10 protein-coding genes and 1 tRNA gene are annotated in these 15,274 nt (G+C 67.7%); 2 read left to right on the forward strand and 9 right to left on the reverse strand.

The genetic code is table 11. From position 1 onward, the window contains the following. Window positions 1-173 precede the first annotated feature (173 nt). The gene (locus tag POL67_RS48070) at window positions 174-1,334 is read left to right on the forward strand and encodes a hypothetical protein (RefSeq protein WP_271928720.1); all 1,161 of its coding nucleotides are present in this window, start codon (window positions 174-176) and stop codon (window positions 1,332-1,334) included. Between the two features lie 72 nt (window positions 1,335-1,406). On the opposite strand, the gene POL67_RS48075 is transcribed toward POL67_RS48070, so the two are convergent. Beyond that, the gene (locus tag POL67_RS48075; RefSeq protein ID WP_271928723.1) at window positions 1,407-5,348 is read right to left on the reverse strand and encodes an isopeptide-forming domain-containing fimbrial protein; all 3,942 of its coding nucleotides are present in this window, start codon (window positions 5,346-5,348) and stop codon (window positions 1,407-1,409) included. 215 nt (window positions 5,349-5,563) lie between these two features. On the opposite strand from POL67_RS48075, the gene POL67_RS48080 reads away from it, so the two are divergent. Beyond that, complete coding sequence (locus POL67_RS48080) at window positions 5,564-6,187, forward strand: histidine phosphatase family protein (RefSeq protein ID WP_271928725.1); 624 nt, start codon at window positions 5,564-5,566, stop codon at window positions 6,185-6,187. 64 nt (window positions 6,188-6,251) lie between these two features. On the opposite strand, the gene POL67_RS48085 is transcribed toward POL67_RS48080, so the two are convergent. From POL67_RS48085 to POL67_RS48120, 8 genes are all read right to left on the reverse strand, one after another. Beyond that, complete coding sequence (locus tag POL67_RS48085) at window positions 6,252-6,887, reverse strand: DUF4360 domain-containing protein (RefSeq protein ID WP_271928727.1); 636 nt, start codon at window positions 6,885-6,887, stop codon at window positions 6,252-6,254. Window positions 6,888-7,185: 298 nt separating this feature from the next. Beyond that, window positions 7,186-7,258 (reverse strand) — tRNA-Ala (locus POL67_RS48090). Window positions 7,259-7,330: 72 nt separating this feature from the next. Next, entirely contained in the window at window positions 7,331-9,361 is a 2,031-nt protein-coding gene (locus POL67_RS48095; RefSeq protein ID WP_271928729.1) for an HTTM domain-containing protein, read from the reverse strand. A gap of 436 nt (window positions 9,362-9,797) precedes the next feature. Beyond that, window positions 9,798-9,920 carry a hypothetical protein gene (locus POL67_RS48100; RefSeq protein ID WP_271928730.1) on the reverse strand — a complete coding sequence of 41 codons (123 nt, stop codon included), beginning with the start codon at window positions 9,918-9,920 and terminating at the stop codon, window positions 9,798-9,800. A gap of 1,054 nt (window positions 9,921-10,974) precedes the next feature. Next, entirely contained in the window at window positions 10,975-11,724 is a 750-nt protein-coding gene (locus POL67_RS48105) for a hypothetical protein (RefSeq protein WP_271928733.1), read from the reverse strand. A 511-nt stretch (window positions 11,725-12,235) separates the two neighbouring features. Next, entirely contained in the window at window positions 12,236-13,384 is a 1,149-nt protein-coding gene (locus POL67_RS48110; RefSeq protein ID WP_271928736.1) for a sensor histidine kinase, read from the reverse strand. 92 nt (window positions 13,385-13,476) lie between these two features. After that, entirely contained in the window at window positions 13,477-14,979 is a 1,503-nt protein-coding gene (locus tag POL67_RS48115) for an ATPase domain-containing protein (RefSeq protein WP_271928739.1), read from the reverse strand. Continuing rightward, window positions 14,976-15,269 (reverse strand): hypothetical protein, encoded by a 294-nt coding sequence (locus tag POL67_RS48120; RefSeq protein ID WP_271928741.1) that lies wholly within the window; start codon window positions 15,267-15,269, stop codon window positions 14,976-14,978. Before POL67_RS48120 ends, POL67_RS48115 begins: the two co-directional genes overlap by 4 nt. Window positions 15,270-15,274: the final 5 nt, after the last annotated feature.

A 15,274-nucleotide genomic window follows, 5' to 3' on the forward strand; every position in this document is an offset into this window, starting at 1 on the left:
GGGGTCCGGAGAGGCGCGATGCTAAGGGCAGTCGCCTTCGCGCGCAATGGGCGCAGTAACGTTCAAGACGATCCTTCTCGAATCCCACGTTTCACGATATCTCTCGGGGCTGTTCGAATCCTTCAAAAACCCGGGAGCTTGCCATGTTCACCCGCGTTCGGCCTCGTCGCACATTGCGTCTCTCTGTCATCGCGTCCACTGCCCTGGCAGGTGGTGCGCTCACTCTCCTCGGCGCGTCGCTCTTCGGATGCGGCACCGATACGTCTGGCGTGTTTCAGACCGGCGGGAGCGCCGGCGCAGGAAACAACACGAACACGGGCTCCGGCGGCTCGGCCGGGGCCGGTGGGCAAGCCGGTGGGGGCGGGCAAGGCGGCAACGGCGGCGGGCAAGGCGGCGCGGGCGCCGGGATGACCGGGTCCGAGGACTGCCTCGACGGCAAGGACAACGACGACGACGGCGATGTCGACTGCGAGGACGACGATTGCACGGCAGGGTTTACCTGCGTGGACGAGGCGCCCTCGGGGTGGTCGTACGCGTGGACCGCGGAAGGGGACACGCCGCCCCCGTCCTGCGGGAACGGCCCTGCGCCCGAGGAGCTCTTCACGGATCCCGCGGGCGCAGCCGCGTGCTCGGCGTGCACCTGCGGGGATCTGCAAGGCGCGGCGTGCTCGATGCCGGGACTGCAATGTCATCCGAACTCGAACAGCTGTTTCGGCGGCGGCGAGAGCTGGACGAGCGCGTTCCAGAACGGCGCCACCTGCGTGAAACCGACGGACCTGCTCGGCTTCGCAGGCCTGCTCTCCTGCCGCCTGAACGGGAGCGCGATGGTGACCACGCCCGGGATCTGTCCGCCGTCCGCGAGCGATTTCCAGAACAAGGAGCCCTTCGCCGGACGGATCCTCGCGTGCGCCGCGAAGACCTCGAACGGCGGATGCGGCGCCGGCGCGGCCTGCGCGCCGAAACCCGCCATGGACACGGAGAGCCTGTGCATCCGGCAGGAAGGCGATCACGCCTGCCCCGACGGCTTCAGCCAGGTCGTGAGTTACAAGAGCGCCACGGACACGCGCGCGTGCAGCGCGTGCTCGTGTGCGCCCCCGACGACGTGCACGGGCGGGCAGTATCGCTTCTTCGACTACGACATGTGCACGGAGGGCGGCGACAATCCCATCGCCGTCGACAGCAACACGTGCAGGAACGTGGGCGCGTCGCTCGACTCGAACACGTGGTCGATCCAGCAAGTCCTGGCCACGCCGAGCGGCGTCTGCACCGCCACGGGCGGCCAGCCGATCGGCGAGCTCAGCCCGGAAGGCGCAGTGACCTTCTGCTGCAAGTGAGCCCGGCTTTGGAAGGATGAACGGGGGGAAGGAGGGGCTCGGCGCGGAAGGCCGAGCCCCTTTTGCCTTGTGTCAGGCGCGCCGACGGCGGCGGCCGAAGGCGAGGAGCGCAGCGCCGAGCGCCGCGATCAGGCCACGCGAAGCGTCGTCGTCGGACGCGACCGCGCAACCCGAGCAGCCACCGGAGAGCGCGATGCCGTCCGCCTGGGCGCCGCCCGCGCCGCCCGCGCCGCCCGCGCCGCCCGCGCCGCCCGCGCCGCCCGCGCCGCCCTCGCCACCCGCGCCGCCCACGCCGGGCATCACGCACTGCCCGATGGTGCTGTCCGTCGAGGTGCACTCGAGCCCCGTCGGGCAACCGTTGCCGCCGACGCCGCGGCAACCCTCGACGCAAGCCTTGTTCGGGTTGCACACCAAGCCGCTCGTCTCGCCGCCGCAATCAGCGTCCGTCGAGCATGTCACGTCGTCGCTCGGGTCGTTCGGATCGGTCTCGCCGCCGTCGACCGCGCCGTCGCCGTTCGCGTCCTCGACGCCGTCGGGGATGCCGCCGTTGTCGGTGTCCGCGTTGATCGGGCTCGTCGTCGTCGCGCCCATGTCCGCGTCCGGCTTGCAGATGTTCGCCGCCGGATCCGTCGCCGGGTTCGAGCAATCGAGACCGAGCTCCAGGCCGTCGGGCAAGCCGTCGTTGTCGCTGTCCGGGTCGACGACGTTCTTGATGCCGTCGCCGTCCGTGTCCTCGGCCGGGTTCGGCTCCTTGCCGTCGATCACGCCGTCGTCGTCCGTGTCCGCGTCCATCGGATCCGAGCCGAGGAAGTTCTCGAGCTCGTCGCTGAGCCCGTCGCCGTCCGTGTCGAGGATGGTGTTGTCGTCGCTCGGATCGTTCGGATCGCCCTCGCCTGGATCCACGACGCCGTTGAGGTTCCAGTCCTCGGAGCCGTCGGAGAGCCCGCCGTTGTCCGTGTCTGCGTCGAGCGGGTTCGTCTTCGTCGCGCCCATGTCGCCGTCGGGCACGCAGCGGCCGGCGCTCGTGTCGGTCGCGGCGTTGTCGCAGCCGAGGCCGAGCTCGGTGCCGTCGAACAGACCGTCGTTGTCGCTGTCGGCGTCGAGCACGTTGGGCACGCCGTCGCCGTCGGTGTCGAACGACGGGTTCGGCTCCTGCCCATCGGGCACGCCGTCGTCGTCCGAGTCCGCGTCGTTCGGATCCGAGCCGAGGTGCTCTTCGAGGTCGTCGGAGAGGCCATCGCCGTCCGTGTCGACGACGGTGCTGTCGTCGCTCGGATCGTTCGGATCCTTCTCGCCCGGATCGATCTGGCCGTTGAGGTTCGAGTCCTCCGAGCCGTCCTTCACGCCACCGCCGTCGGTGTCGGGGTCGATCGGGCTCGTCTTCGTCGCGCCCATGTCCGCGTCGGGAACGCAGACGGCCTTGTTCGTCCCGGGCCCGTTGCAGTCGTAGCCGAGCTCGGTGCCGTCGAGCAGACCGTCGTTGTCGCTGTCGGGATCGAGCGCGTTGATGAGCCCGTCGCCGTCCGAGTCCTCGGCCGGGTTCGGCTCTTGCCCATCGGGCACGCCGTCGTCGTCCGAGTCCGCGTCGTTCGGATCGGTCCCGAGCGTCTCTTCGAGTTTGTCCGAGAGCCCGTCGCCGTCGGTGTCGGTGTTCGTGCTGTCGTCGGCGAAGATGTTCGGATCCGTCTCGCCCGGATCGACCTGGCCGTTGAGGTTCGTATCCTCCGAGCCGTCGGAGACGCCGCCGTCGTCCGTGTCGGCGTCGATCGGGCTCGTCTTCGTCGCGCCCATGTCCGCGTCCGGCCTGCAGGTGCCGGCGCTCGTGTCGGTCGCGGAGTTCGAACAGTCGAGCCCGAGCTCGGTGCCGTCGAACAGGCCGTCGTTGTCGCTGTCGGCGTCGAGCACGTTGGGCACGCCGTCGCCGTCGGTGTCGATCCCGGGGTTCGGCTCGTCGCCGTCGATGACGCCGTCGTCATCGCTGTCGGCGTCGTTCGGATCCGAGCCGAGCGTCGCTTCGACGATGTCGGAGAGGCCGTCGCCGTCGGTGTCGACGATCGTGTTGTCGTCGCTCGGATCGTTCGGATCGCCCTCGCCGGGGTCGATCTGGCCGTTGAGGTTTCCGTCCTCGGAGCCGTCGTCCACGCCGCCGTTGTCGGTGTCGGCGTCGAGCGGATCGGTCTTCGTCGCGCCCATGTCTGCGTCGGGGCGGCATGCGCCCTTCGAGACGTCGGTCGCGGGATTCGAACAGTCGAGCCCGAGCTCGGTGCCGTCGAGCAGGCCGTCGTTGTCGCTGTCGGGATCGAGCGCGTTGATGAGGCCGTCGCCGTCCGAATCGATGTTCCAGAACGGCTCGTCGCCGTCGGGCACGCCGTCGTCGTCCGAGTCGGCGTCGTTCGGATTCGTGCCGGCGGCGTTCTCGTCGTCGTTCGAGAGGCCGTCGCCGTCGGAGTCGATGATGATCACGGTGGGAGGCGCGCCGGGGTCGCCGCCGTTGCCGTCGGTGGGCGTGTCCTCGGCGGGCGCGCCTTGCGTGCCGCTCGCGTTGATGACGCCCTGGTTCAGGATGCTGCCGCCGACGCCGGGGTTCACCGTCACGCGGAAGCGGACCGAGGTCGTCTGGCCGACGTTGAGGCTGCCGCCGACGGTGGCGTTCGCGCCCGTGCCGAGGCGGACGGTGACCGTGCCCGAACCCGCGTCGAAGTCGCCTTGATCGTCCGCCGCTGCGTCCGTCTTCGCGCCCATGTTCGGGCCGGAGGCGATCTCGAGCGAGCCGGGGACGTAGGTGACCTCGGCGGGCAGTTTGTCCGTGAGGATCGTGTCCTTCGAGGTGTCGTCGCCCGTGTTGGTGACGACGAGCGTGTACTCGAGCTCGTCGCCGGGGTCGACCACGCCGCCGTTGAGATCGGCGACGCTCTTCGCGGACGTGGTGAAGTCGGGCTTCAGCGTGGAGATCGAGGTGATGAAGCCGCCGAGGACGTAGGTGTCGCCCAGCGACGCGGCCTCGATCGCGGCCGATGTCGATCCGGGCATCACGTTGCCGGTGATGTCGAGGATGTCGAGATCGATGCCGCTCATGCTGCCCAGGCCGCCCGTGAGTTGCGGCAGGTCACCGACCACGGAGACGGGCATTCCGAGGAGCGAGCGCGTGCTGTTGAAGAAGTCGTTCGCGGGGTTCAGCGCGTTCGAGAGCGTCGTGCCGTTCCAGCTCAGGCTGTCGCCCATCGAGCCGTTGTCACCCTCGTACGCGACGACGCCGAGCTTCGCGTTGTAGCCCGCGAGCGGCACCTTGAAGCCCGAGATCGTGGTCGCGGCGCTCGCGCCGTCGCCGACCTCCTCGAAGCCGTCGAAGAGCGCGATGTTGCGCGGCGGCTCGCTCTGGAGCTCGTAGAGCACGACCATCCACCAGCCGGCGAACGGCGTGGTGCTGGGGCTACCGGCGAGCACGAACGCGTCGATGCCGCCGAGGCGGTACGGACCCGAGCCGTGCTGCTGCACGAGCGCGGTGATGTCGGCACGGGCCTGGTAGGAGGTGGTGAAGCTCGAGTTCCCCACCACGTGCTCGTCCGCCGTGATCGACGTCGACATGGGCGCGCCGGGGGCATCGAGGGACACGTCGAGATCGGGCCCGCCGACGACGGGGCTGCGCGCGCCCCAGTAGAGGTACGCGTGCGTGACGGTGGCTCCGGCCGGCAGGCTCAAGATCGCGGTCGTCCGCGCGGACGCTGGCAGCACCGTGATGTCTGCCGTCGCCTGCCCCGCGGCGGGCGAGTCGGAGCGCCAGTACACGTCAGGCGCGTTGTCGCTCGTGTTGAGACCGCACCCCGCCGCACCGATGACGCCCACGACGGGCGCAGGGACGCTCGCAGCGCAGTCCTGCGCGAGCGTGTTGCCGATCAAAGCGAAGTCACCCCGCTGGGTGACCTGCACGCGCAGCGTCGGTTCTGCGCTCGCCGTACCCGCCGCCCCGCAGACGAGAGCGGCGACGATACCGCTGAGGGCCGTTCTTCTTCTCATTCATCCTCTCCAAGCAATCGGATGGTCACCTTGGTTATGTTCAAGTTTCGTACCAGCAGTGGATGCGCGCGTCATCCCCAAGAACCGCGCACTCTTCCTCGATGAAGAAAGATTCATATCGATGCCTGTAGGCATCGATCCTGTGCGGCCCGTGGTCCTCACCCCGCGCAGAGGCGTTATGCTCGCCGCGCGCCACAGGGCAACGTTCTCATACCATGCACATCGAACTCATCATCGTTCGCCACGGCCAGTCGGAGGGAAACCGTGATCGTGTCTTCACGGGGCACGGTCCCTCACCGCTCACCGAACGCGGCCGTCGCGAGGCTGACGCCGTCGCGCGGAAGATCGCAGAGAAGCCAGTCTCGGCGATCTTCGCGAGTGACCTGCCGCGCGCCCTGGAGACAGCAGCGCCCCTCGTCGAGAAGACAGGCGTAGAGCTCGTCGCGGATCCCGCCCTGCGGGAGCGCAACTTCGGCGATCTGACGGGCACCTCGTTCGCCGACATCGAAGCACGCCACCCCGACGTGTGGCGGGCGCTGCTCGCGCGTGACCCGCTCTTCCGCCCGCCCGGCGGCGAGTCGAACGCCGACTGCCGGGCCCGGATCGCAGGCTTCGTCGAGGCCCTCTTCGCCCGCGGCGCCGAGGGTCGGATCGTGCTCGTGAGCCACGGCGTCGCGATCAACCAGCTCCTCTACCACCTGCTCGGCGTGCCGGTCGAAGCGCCGCCGCCGGTCGTCTTCCGCGTGGACAACTGCTCGGTCCAGCGCGTCGAGCGCCACGACGACACCGTGCGGATCGTCTGCATCAACGACCGCAGCCACCTCGAAGGTTTGACCTGAAAACGATACGGGCCCCCGGACGAACGCTCGTCCGGAGGCCCGTGGTTCGTTCACGAGAAGCGCGTCAGCACTTGCGCCACGCGAGACCGTACGTCTGCCGCACGACGAGGCTGAGCGTGTCGAGGGTCATGAGACCGCTGCCCGCGCGGTTCGCGAGCGTCGAGACGGCCGCCTGCGTGTTGATGTTGAGCGGACGGGTCGCGCCGCACGGCGACCACACCGCGGCCTCGAGCGCGAGGTTGTCGCGGCGGAAGTAGTTCTCCGAGAAGGGCCCGACGATCTTCGTGCGGAACGTGTACCCGAAGCCGCCGGTGAAGTAGTAACTCGACGTCTGCGTCCCGACGACGGCCGCCTGAAGGTCGGCGTAGCCGCGGTAGTCGCCCGAGACGAGCGAGAAGCTGTAGCCTTGCGGGAAAGCCAGATCGACCGTGATCTGACAGAACTTGCGCGCCTCGCTCGGCAACCCGACCTGGCTCGCCTCGGCGGTGAACGCCCCGAAGATGAGTTCCAGGGCCTTGCGGTCCTCGGAAAGGGTGCCGGCGACCGAGCTCTGCGGGCAACCTGTCCCGTTGTACACGAGCCCGCGGATCTGGACGCCCTCGGGTGCGTCGACGAGGTCGTAGGGCTGTGCATCGGCCTGCGAAGAGATGCCGAGGACTGCCGAACTGGCCGCGACGAGCGCAACGAGCAGCTTCTTCATTCTGATACCCCCCTTGTTCGATCGCTCGCGGGTGACGACCCGCGGCGGTGCATGGGCACGACGAAAGCGCAGGGGTCCGCCCAGACCGCCCCCGCCGTGCCGTCCGCTGGCGAACCTGTGGAGGCGAGCAGGCAGCCGCAAGCCTCGGACGGCGCTCGCCGCGCGCTTCCTTTCCCGCGTTTTCGAAGGCGCCGGCCTCAGCCCCGGCCGTCTCCGGGAGGGAGAGGGGAATGGAAAACGAAAAACGCCGTGTTCCAGACTGGAACACGGCGTTTCTTTTCGCTGCGGGTCTTCTTTGTGGACCTGACAGGGATCGAACCTGCGACCTCTAGAGTGCGATTCTAGCGCTCTCCCAACTGAGCTACAGGCCCGTCAGCGACTCGCGGGACTCTACTGATAGAGCTTCGCGAGTCAAGACGAAAGTTTTCGTTTCGGCCGTTCGGTCAGCCCCCAGGCCTCGGCTGGCTGCGAGCGGCGGGGTTCTCGAAGGAGAACAGCTTGTTCTTCTCCAGCTTGTACGACGCGGTCTTGCCGAAGGGCGGGTTCATGTCCTGCACCCAGTACACGTCCCCCGAGACGATCGTGTCCTCCGGGCGCCCCGTGCGCTCCGGGTAGCGGTAGATGAAGTCCCGCATCGCGTCCCGGTACGCCGTGTTCGCCGGCAGGTGCATGCGGTTGAAGTAGTCGCTCCAGATCTGGTTGTACCGGAGGCTCTGCGCCTTCGTGAGGTCGAACTCCGGCGGCTTGCCGGTGAACGGGTCGATCGAGCGGCCGTCGACGGTCTTCGCGTCGACCACGATCGTGCCGTCGTCCATCACGGGGTTCGGCGAGAACATGAACCAGCCCTGGAGGTACCTCATCTTCTGCGCGAGCACGCGCAGCGGCTCCGGGTGCGGCACCTTCACGCGGCGGTTGATGACCCAGAGCTCGACCATCGCCTGGTTCACCGCGCCCGCGAGCATCGCGACGACCGCGAGCTCGCGCAGCGTCACGACGAAGCGCCCCACCTTCCGGCGAAGCGGCGAGGGCTCCGTGACGATCACCGCGCCCGGCGCGCGCGGGACACGCAGACCGAAGATCCGCGACACGTCGCGCGCCGTGACGGCCTTCCAGATCGCGTCGACGAGGTGCGAGAAACCAGGCACGCGGAGCAGCCAGGCGATCGTGGGGCCGAGCGGCAACGCGGCGACGATGTCGGCGAGCGCGGCGCTCCGTTCGAGGCGCGCGTGGTCCTTGGGATGCTCGACGGTGATGCCCCGCGTCAGGCCCTCCTCGGCGCGGAACGTGAGCAGCTCGTAGAGGTCGAGGCGCTTCAGCACGCGGCAGAGCCAGAGCGAGGCGCCGGACGAGGCGTCGAAGAGGACGACACGCGCGCGGTGGGCGCGGCGCATCGTGCGCGTCGCGAGGTCCCAGTCGTCGGAGGTGAAGAGCAGCGTGGAGAAGACGCACATGGCCCAGGCGAAGGGACCGAGGACGAACGTCGCGCCGAAGCCGATGTGGAGGATGCACATGAGCGCGACGGCGAGCCTTCGGGCCCAGGCGCGGCCGAGCGGCGAGGCGAGGCAGATCGGGATCGTGGCCTCGGCCATCAAGACGAACTTCGTGCCCACGATGATGAGCGCCGGCGGGACGAGGCCCCGCACGGCCGCCACGATCGGGGTGACCATGCGGTCGACCCAGAGCACGTAATGGACCGCGGTACCGTTTTTCCAGGCCGCCCCGGTCTTGTGAATGACGTTGAAGTAATAAATGGCGATGATCTGGAGGAGGATCACGCCGGCCACGAGCGAGACGTGGGGCGCGAGTCGCCGCGGATCGATGACGTTCGTGCGGTCGTTGAGCTCGTCCGCGTTCGCCTCTTTGCGGCGGCGCATCGAGTCGAGCAGGGCGTCGACGGAGAAACGGTCCCCCATCGGGAGGAACGCGGTCCACATCACGAGGAGGTTGAAAACGACGTATCCGCCATTCTCGATGAGGAGGATGCGGCCATTCATGCTGGCCACGAAGATCGCGGCGAGCGCGTGGGCGATACGCGTCTTGTAGCCGACGAAGACGCAGAGGAACGTGACGAGGAGGACCGCCCAGAGGGCCCATAACTCCGGGGCGGTGGAGAAGGCATTGAAGAGGGTGAACGCGCCCCAGGCCTGCGGGCGGAAGAGGTTCAGGTGCGTCGGCAGGACCCCCTTGTCGGAGTACATGTGGAGCCAGTCCGGCGTGCGCCGGATGAGGTCCGTGACGAGGAGGAAGCCGAGCATGAGCCGGGCGAAGCCGAGGGTCCGCCGGTCGATGGTGAGGTAGACGTCGCGGAAGATCGTCCAGTAGCCCTGGAGGTGCCACGAGAGCCACCCGAGCCCCGTCGGCTTCTCGGCCGCGCCTGCGGGCGTGTCTTCTACAGAAGGCTCTTCCGGCGCTTCTTCGAGGGCCTCGGAGGCCGTGCTTGCGTCGATGGGCGGCTGGCCGGTAGCGGAGCTCATGGGGCGCTCCCCCATTAGCGCGAATTTCGAGCCGCCGCACCTCTTCCCTTCCCCTCCCCTTCCCGGGCATGGCCGTTTGCGTTAGGCTCGGCGCGCCCGTGGGTATCCAGCGCGGGGCTATCGCATGCTAGACGCTACGGAACGGAAGACCCTGGCCTGGTGCACGTTCATCGCAGGGGTGTTATGCCTGATCCCCGGCGAGACGCCCCGCGGGCCGCGGGTATGGGACTTCGCGCGGCAGGTCCTCCTCGACCGGCTGCTGGACCATCGAGCCACGCAGATCGCGTGGGCGCTTTGTGCGATCTGCGTGATCCATCATCTGTGGAAATGTCGGACCGAAGCGGTTTCCCCGCCTGCCGCCCCCGCGCCACCCGCGGAGAGCGCTCGAACGGACGGGGCGTAGCGGGGGGATCTCGGTTGGTTCTTGACAAGTCGGTCAGAGGAAAAACCTGCCGGCGACCGCGGGTTCCACGCTGACGCCGGTCCACGCGAGCGTTCGGAGGAAGCGCACGCCGCACGCCGCGACAAGGGCCAGGTGCTTCGCCAGCGTGTAGGCCATCCCGAGATGGATCGAGGATGCCCATCCAGGCTGCGTCACGGAAGAGGCCAAACGCTCCGAGATTCGCGCCGAGGGCGAGGGAAACGTTTTCGCGCAGGGCAAAGGAGCGGCGGGCGGAGAAGGAAGGCATGAGGCCGCCGGTCGAGCGCTTGGCGTGGTCGCCGAGGACCACGTAGGAGGCTTTCACGTCGAATTGCCAGGCATTGGGCTCCGCGTGGGCCGAGCCCGCGTGGAGGGACGCGGCGAGGAAGGGCGCGCAGAAACCAATCGTGGCGCGGGGGATCATGGTTTGTAGGGCTTTGGCAGAACTTCGCGGGCCTGCGGATCGCGGCGAGCCAGGCTTCCGAGGGGCGGGGCGGCTCCTTTCGCGTGCAGGCCGCATACACGGCGAGGGCCGCCGCGAGCGGCTCTTGCTCGGGCTCCTCGGGCTTGTCGATCATCCGATCACCGACCCAGTAGAAGGCGTCCGGGAGGCGGGTCGCGAGCGCCTTCTCGTCGACCGGTATGCCTTCGGTCTCGCAATACGCGCGGTAGGCGAACTCAGCGGCGATCTCGCTGCACGCGGCGCGTATTCTTCGTAGGAGGCCACGCTCACCCTTCCGATGGGCACGGGCCCACTCCGCGTCCTCCTCGGAAATGGGATCTTGCTTCGCCCGGCGATCGAGCTCCAGGAGTTCCGCGAGCAGCGCCTCCCCCGAAGACACTCCAAGAGGTGCCAGACGAGCCAGCTGTCCTCCTCGTCATGCCATTCTGTCCACTGGTTGCCGGCCTTGAAACGGCACTGGAGCTTGCCCAGTTGATCGCCCTCCGGCTTCACGCTGAAGTAGTTGACCCCCTTCACGTTCATGGGACGTCCGCCGCAAATGGAGGATGTCGTCCGGCGCCATCGCGGCGAGACGATCACGCAGCGCCTGGCGATCATCCGGATCCATGATCGAGCCGCTTGGGAGAACGAAGGCGAGCATCCCGATCGCCGCAGCGCGGGGGAGCCGTTTCATGCGGGTAGGTTCACACGGGGTCGACAAGAGCGTCAACCCCGCCCCCCCCCAGCGCATCACCCCTCCGGCGTCCCGGCCCCTTGCTTTGCCTTCGCGGCCCGCTTCGCGCGCCTCCGCGCGGTCGCCTTCTCCGCCGCCGCGAGCAGCGGTGCGCGCATAGCGTCCACCACCGCAGCGGGCGCGGTCGATTGCTCCAGGTTCGCGAGAATCGTCTCGGCGACCGCGGCCCAAGCGCGCATGCGCTTTCGGACCTCGGCCGGCGTGATTGCGATTTTCTGCGCCTCGGCGGCGGCCTGCGGCTTCTGGTTCTCGACGGCCCCGAGCTTTTGTCCCGTCTCGCCGAGCTGCAAGGCGAGGTCCTTGGCCGACGTCCCCTTATCGACGTGAATGACCTCGAGCAGGGGGGCGAGCTCGCCCTCGGCGAGCTTCGCGATCTGCGCGGCATTGCCAGCTTCCGCCTGGTACGAGGCAGAAACGATGTTGAGACGCTGGGGGAAGAGCGCATCCCGTCCGCTCTCGATGGCCTCCGCGGCCGCTTCATTGGGCACGGGCTTCCCGAGCTCGTAATGCTGGGCCGCGAGCATTGAATAAAAGAGCGCGCGCGAGAGGTGGTCGTGCCGATCGTCGAGGTCCTCGGCCTCCTCGCCGAGGGCGCGGAGCACGGACGCCGAGGAGTCGCCGTCCCGCGCCGCGACGAGGTTCACGTGCACGGTCTCGATGCGCCCGACGAGCGGCGCGATCTCCGGGATGGCGAGGAGGGTCGGTTTGTGTTGGGGATCAAGCCAGTGCGCAGAGACACTGATCATCTCCCCGATTTGTAGGTCACGGACGGAAGCTGTCATGGTGTGGGACTGTACGGCCTACACGGAACGGTTGGCAAGGGAAGGATGACAGGGTGGGATGGATACGGGAGGAACCTCGGAGGTTGGCTTCGAGCGCCACGCCGAGCTCGAAGGTGACCTCGGACGTTGGTTCAGGGCTCGCCGCGGACCTCGAAGCCAACCTCTGAGGTCACCTTCGAGCGCCCGTTGCCGTCCGAATCGACCTGGGAGGTTGGCTTCGAGCGCTGCGCCGAGCTGCGTTTCGACCTCGGAGGCGACCTTCGAGCGTCGCGCGACACCTCGATCCGACCTCCGAGGTTCCCTTCGAGCTCCGCGATGCGCTCGGACCCGACCTCGGAGGTCGGTTCCATCACCTCTGACTCGGCGTCACCCGCTCGGTCCGCGGCGAGCTGACGACGGATCCGCCCCGTTGACGCGTGGTGGCTCCGCGTCGCGGAGGGCCTGAAACGGGGGAGCCGTTGGATGTCCTTGCGGGTCAGCAGGAAGGGGAACGGCGTGGCAGGCGCATCACAAAGGTTGTCGTGCCGCCGGCAGAGTGCGCCTCGAGCGTACCGCCGTGCGAGAGCACGATCTCGTGGGCGATGTAGAGGCCGAGGCCGAGATTCCCGGTCGCTGACTTCTCCTGCGGCTTCGCTCGGCGAAAGGGCTCAAAAATGAACGGGTGCACGTCCGCGGGAATGTCATTGCCCTGATTGCTGACCTCGACGACGACCTCCGCTCCTTCGGCGTGTGCCTTGATGCGTGCGACCGTTCCCCGCGCGGCGTGCTCGATCGCGTTGCCCGCGAGGTTCGAGAGGACTTCCGCCAAGCGATCCTGGTCCCATGCGCCTGTCACGTCGCCTTCCACCTCCAGGTCGACGGTCGCATCGAATTCCTCGACGACGTTTCGGCAGACATCACCCATATCGGTCGGCTGCGGTTCGAGCGGGAACCCGCCGCCAAGACGAGCGCGCGTGAAATCGAGCATCTGGCTGATCATTCGGCTCATGCGTTGGCTGCTGCGGATGATACGCGCGGCCGTCTTGGCGTCGTGCTCGTCGAGGTGGCCGCGCCGAAGCAGCGCGGCGGCGGACGTGACGATCGACGCGAGCGGGTTACGCAGGTCGTGCCCGAGGATCCCCATGAACAGCTCCCGGAACTCCGCGATCCTACGGAGCTCGCGCGCGCTCTCCTCTGCGCGCTCCATGGCCGCGTCCGCCTCGTCCGCCAGCTCGTGCGCACGAATCGCCGCGCGGACCATCTGCGCGTTCGCTTCGCGCTGGTCGACGAGCAGCGTATCGACGTGAGCCCGTTCGCCGGTGAGATCCTCGTCGGTGGCTTGGCGTTCGTGCGCCAGAATGCCGGCCAGGTCACGCCTCCGCTCCGCGCGCTCGTGCGCGAGCATCGCATCCGCGGCGGCTCGCTGGTCCAAGGGCTCCAGCGCCTCCGCGTCGCGGTCGTCGGCCTTGTCCCGTTCAATCCGCAGGCTCTCGTCCGTACGGGCGCGTCGCTGGTGGTCGGGGCGGTGCACGGCTTCGCTCACGGAATCAGCCAGCCGCACGAGCACTTCGTTCGGCTGGCCGAGCACGGCCAAGGAACGGATCGTCTCGTCGTCCAGCTCGACGACGATGCTTTGCTTCGCCATGACTCGCGCCCCTCGTGCGCCGACATCTACATTACTCGGTTCGCGCGTCAGGTGCACCGCCCTTCACGAAATCCATCGTGAGCGGGCGGTTCTCAGCGCGTCCTGCGCCTCTTTCTTCCGCCTTTGCCCCTCTCCCCACCGCTCGGACGCCCCGTGAGAAGGCCCTCGTATCCTTTGAGCGCTCGGCCGACGACGACCTCGCCATCCGACGAAATTTCGTACTCTCTCAGGTCTTTGCTGTGCTGGCTGGAGCGCACCTTCACGACCGCCAGCGCTCGCTTGAGCTGCCCGTCAATCTCGACGTAGCGCTGCATGATGATGGCGTCCGTCAGGAACGCGATGCCCTGTGGGCTGAATCGAAGATCGCCGTAGGAGTCTGCGTGCTCGACCGTCGCCATGACCGTGACGCCGAGCCCCGTCAGCGCTCCCATCATTCGGTACAGCGATTCGCGGAAGTCCTCTCGGAACGTGGGGGCGAGCGCCAGCTCCAAACCGGACAACGAATCGATCACCGCCCGCTTCGCGCCGAGGCGCTTCACGGCACCTTGAATCTCCAGCAATGTCTCGTCGATCGAGAGATCCAGCGGGCGCAGGTAAATGACTTCCAACTTTTTCTGGCGGACCAGCTTCTCGAAATCCTCCCCGTGCGGCGTCGTATGCAGATAATCGTTGGGCCGCTTTTCGAAGATGGCCACGATGCCATGTTCGCCACGCGCGGCTCCCTCGAGGATGAATTGATTGGAGAGCACCGTCTTGCCCGAGCCGGAAGGGCCGGCGATCAGCGTGGAGTACCCGCGCGGGATGCCGCCTCCCATCATCTCATCGAGGCCCTCTACGCCGGTCGAGAGGCGATGTTCGAGAGGGCGCTCGATGAGGACTTCCATCGGCTTGAGGAGCCGCGGGAAGACGCTGTAGCCCTCGTCCGTGATGCGGGCCGTATGGAGTCCGGGGATCTGCCCCTGGCCGCGCGACTTCATCACCTGCACCTTGCGCACGACGGAGTTGCGCTCGACAGCCTGGTAAAGCCAGATGAGCCCGTCGGCCACCGTGAACACGGCGCTGTCGTGCTCGCCTTCTGCATACTCCCCGATGAGGAAGGAGGTGGCCTCGTAGCCCGTGAGCGCCAGCGCGAGGCGCTGCATGAAGTCCGTCAGCTCCAGCTCGCCGGTCGGCCCAGAGGCGAGCGTGCCTCGCACCATGGATCGAAAAGAGTCCACGACGACGATTCCCGGATTTGACGCTTCGACCTCCTGCGCGATGGCCTCCAGCACCTTCGTCATCCCTCCGTCGAGCGCCTGCTTGCCGAGGTGGATGAAACGAACCGAGCCGTCGCCCACTTTGGTCGCGTCGAAGAACGTGTACTGCTGCTGATAGCGAAGCATCTTGATGGGAGGTTCGCCGATGATGGTGAAGTACACGGCCCTCCGCTCGGGGCTCGCGTTCGCGAACATGATCTGATGTCCCAAGGTCGTCTTGCCGCACCCTGGGCCGCCAGCGATCAGATTCAACGAGAACTCCGGAATCCCACCGCCCAATACTTCATCGAGGCCCGGCACCCCGGAGGACAATCGTCGAATCGGAACGCGGTCGATCATGGTTCGTTCTCCGTGGGCGGCATCTCTTCGATCCTCGGCCAAGCGCTGCGTAGCACCTGGGTCGTGAGTCGCTCTCCGATGAAGGTCGTGAGCAACGCGATGAAGGTTCCAAACAGGGCCGTGGCCGCCGCCATGGCGACGGCGGGATCTTGTGCCTGTAAACACGCGCAGAGCTCCGTCGAGCCTTCGAGGCGGGAGGACTCAGCGAGGCAAGCGAACTCACCTTGCGTCAGCTTCGCGCTACGCGCGAACAACAACTGGACGCCGGCGACGCTCACAAGAGGGACCATGTGAG

The sequence above is a fragment of the Polyangium mundeleinium genome (genome assembly GCF_028369105.1).
Classification (GTDB): Bacteria; Myxococcota_A; Polyangia; order Polyangiales; family Polyangiaceae; genus Polyangium; species Polyangium mundeleinium.

Excerpts from the sequence above, each read along its gene's own strand:
- POL67_RS48075 (WP_271928723.1), bottom strand. The coding sequence starts at position 5,348 with ATGAGAAGAAGAACGGCCCTCAGCGGTATCGTCGCCGCTCTCGTCTGC.
- POL67_RS48080 (WP_271928725.1), top strand. The coding sequence starts at position 5,564 with ATGCACATCGAACTCATCATCGTTCGCCACGGCCAGTCGGAGGGAAAC.
- POL67_RS48085 (WP_271928727.1), bottom strand. The coding sequence starts at position 6,887 with ATGAAGAAGCTGCTCGTTGCGCTCGTCGCGGCCAGTTCGGCAGTCCTC.
- POL67_RS48095 (WP_271928729.1), bottom strand. The coding sequence starts at position 9,361 with ATGAGCTCCGCTACCGGCCAGCCGCCCATCGACGCAAGCACGGCCTCC.
- POL67_RS48100 (WP_271928730.1), bottom strand. The coding sequence starts at position 9,920 with ATGGCCTACACGCTGGCGAAGCACCTGGCCCTTGTCGCGGCGTGCGGC.
- POL67_RS48105 (WP_271928733.1), bottom strand. The coding sequence starts at position 11,724 with ATGATCAGTGTCTCTGCGCACTGGCTTGATCCCCAACACAAACCGACC.
- POL67_RS48110 (WP_271928736.1), bottom strand. The coding sequence starts at position 13,384 with ATGGCGAAGCAAAGCATCGTCGTCGAGCTGGACGACGAGACGATCCGT.
- POL67_RS48115 (WP_271928739.1), bottom strand. The coding sequence starts at position 14,979 with ATGATCGACCGCGTTCCGATTCGACGATTGTCCTCCGGGGTGCCGGGC.
- POL67_RS48120 (WP_271928741.1), bottom strand. The coding sequence starts at position 15,269 with ATGGTCCCTCTTGTGAGCGTCGCCGGCGTCCAGTTGTTGTTCGCGCGT.